The organism is Romboutsia weinsteinii (genome assembly GCF_002250835.2).
GTDB lineage: Bacteria > Bacillota > Clostridia > Peptostreptococcales > Peptostreptococcaceae > Romboutsia_A > Romboutsia_A weinsteinii.
The window spans coordinates 1-2,532 of record NZ_NOJY02000123.1; the positions used below are offsets into that span (position 1 = coordinate 1).

General features: G+C 28.1%; 3 protein-coding genes. 1 reads left to right on the plus strand and 2 read right to left on the minus strand.

Annotated features, from left to right (window positions below; genetic code table 11):
* The coding region (locus tag CHL78_RS19935) for a YncE family protein (RefSeq protein ID WP_330408683.1) at positions 1-295 on the minus strand (295 nt) is incomplete at its 3' end.
* Positions 296-436: 141 nt separating this feature from the next.
* Here CHL78_RS19935 and CHL78_RS19940 point away from each other — a divergent pair.
* Entirely contained in the window at positions 437-685 is a 249-nt protein-coding gene (locus CHL78_RS19940; protein ID WP_094369679.1) for a TIGR03905 family TSCPD domain-containing protein, read from the plus strand.
* Between the two features lie 121 nt (positions 686-806).
* On the opposite strand, the gene CHL78_RS19945 is transcribed toward CHL78_RS19940, so the two are convergent.
* Positions 807-2,120, minus strand: coding sequence for a bifunctional folylpolyglutamate synthase/dihydrofolate synthase (locus CHL78_RS19945; RefSeq protein ID WP_094369678.1), 1,314 nt, complete (start codon positions 2,118-2,120; stop codon positions 807-809).
* Positions 2,121-2,532: the final 412 nt, after the last annotated feature.

Below are 2,532 nucleotides of genomic sequence, written 5' to 3' on the forward strand. Positions count from 1 at the left end.
CATATATACTATTGGAATCTTCATTTGATATAAACAACTCATCATTGCATCGAACTATTTGGCTTAAATTACCTCCTATAGAAACAGTATCAATAATTTTATCAGTTTCCATATCCACAACATATAAAATCCCATTTATAGCACTTGGTATATAAATGATGTTCTGTTTTTTATCTATACAAAAATGGTGAGGATGGATATTTTCTTCTAATAATATTTCTTTTTCTAATTCAAGTGTTGAGTAGTCTAGTATACTGATACTCTTTGATAGATAGTTAGAAATATATACTTTCAATCATTCGCCTCCTCTCTATAAAACATATATAATAGTATATTAATGCCTCTGCTTGTATTATTCATCTTCTTTAATATTGCAATGTTAAATAGATATTGGTATTATTATTTGAGTATAATAATTTAAATAGGAGTGGACATTATGAAAAAGATAGTATTTAAACCATCTGGAGTTTGCTGTAGAGAAATGAGTTTTGAGGTAGATGCTGAAAATAAAATAACTGACATTGATTTTGTTGGAGGATGCCCTGGTAACATGATAGGAATAAAGCACCTAGTATTAGGCGAAGATGCATTTGCTGTAGCTGATAAGTTAGAAAATATACCTTGTGGTGGTAAAGCTACATCTTGCCCAGATCAATTATCAAAAGCTATAAGAGAAGCTTTATAGATTATTTTCCATAAAATGCAATAAGGCAGCATAATAATTATTTTACATGCTTAGTTAAAACTAAGTTAGCGTATTAATAATTTATCATACTGCCTTTTTTAGTATTAAAATTTATATAGATCTAATCTTGATATTGTAGCATTGTATTTTTTACTAATGTTCTCACTGCTCCTATCATATATAATGAACCTGCACTTATTATTACATCTTCTAATGTCGAAGTTTCTAAAGTATACTTTACAGCTTCTTCTATCGTTGGCTTAGATATCACATTAGGTACATATTCAGATATTTTTTTAGCTAATTCTTCACAGTTCATCGCTCTTGGATTATCTGGTGTTGTAGTTATCACCCTATTAAATCTAGGAATCAAAATCTTTAAAACACTATTGATATCTTTGTCCTCTAGCATTCCTATTAAAAGTGTTAATTGTTTACCAGAGAAGTTCTTTTCTAGAGCTTTTGCTAATGATTTTGCTCCATCTTCATTGTGAGCTCCATCTATTATAAACATTGGATTTTCGCTTATTTTTTCAATTCTTCCTGGCCATTGTGTTTTTATTAGACCTTCTCTTATAGCTTCTTCACTTATTTCTATTCCTTTGTTTTCCTTTATGTATTTTATTACACTAAGTGCCATCATAGAATTATTTATCTGATGATCGCCTATTAATCTTATCTCTAAATCATCATACTCTTCTTCACCTATAGTGCAACTATAAATTTGCGAGTATATGTCTGATTTTTTAACTTCAACACTATCAAACGGTACTTCTATGTACATAGCATTTTTCTCTTTACATACTTCTTTTATTACATCTTCGGCTTCTTTGCTTTGCTTATATACAATTGATGCTCCATTTTCTTTTATTATTCCTGCCTTTTCGTAAGCGATTTTACTAACAGTATCCCCAAGTATACCCACATGGTCTAAGCTTACTGACACTATTACGCTGACTAATGAGTTCTCGATTACATTTGTAGCATCATATCTTCCGCCCATACCTACTTCCAATGCTACAAAGTCTACATTTTGCTCATTATAATAATAAAATGCCATTGCTGTAACTATTTCAAATTCAGTAGGATTGTAGTAGCCTTCTTCAACCATAATTTCTATTTTTTCTTTTATTATAGTTATTATTCTTGCTACATCCTCTTGTGGTATATTTTCACCATTCACTCTTATTCTTTCTGTAAATGTTTCTAAAAATGGAGATGTATAAAGTCCAACCTTATATCCTCCCTCTCTTAATATATTAGATACAAATGAACAAGTAGATCCTTTTCCATTAGTTCCTGCTACATGAATTATATTTAAATTCTTATGCGGATTTCCTAAAAGTTCTAATAATTTAATACTATTATCTAAGCCTAATCTTACTCCAAACTTGTGAGACTCAGCTATATATTTCAATGATTCTTGATAGTTCATCATTAGTTTCCCCCTTAATTAAAATTCATTTTATAGATTACTTAAGTAGTAATTTATAAAACATATATTTTTATAATTAATAAATTCAAATTTATTTTATACACTATAATTATAGTATATTTTATAACTAAGGACAAAATATACTTCACTTAATTTTATAATTCTATATACTAGCTAGTAGTTACTTTGGAACATATATATTCACTAGACTATCTATTTTATATTTTATTTATTAAAAACTAAAAAGCACTGAAATCAAGTTCTAAAAACTTGAATCTAGTGCTTTATTTATATCTTGGATAAAATCTAGTTAGCAATATATATTTAAGATTACTTTTTATTTAAGAAATCTATACCATATTGAGCATATAGTGCCATTCCTATTTCTAATGAGTCTTCATCAATATTAAAC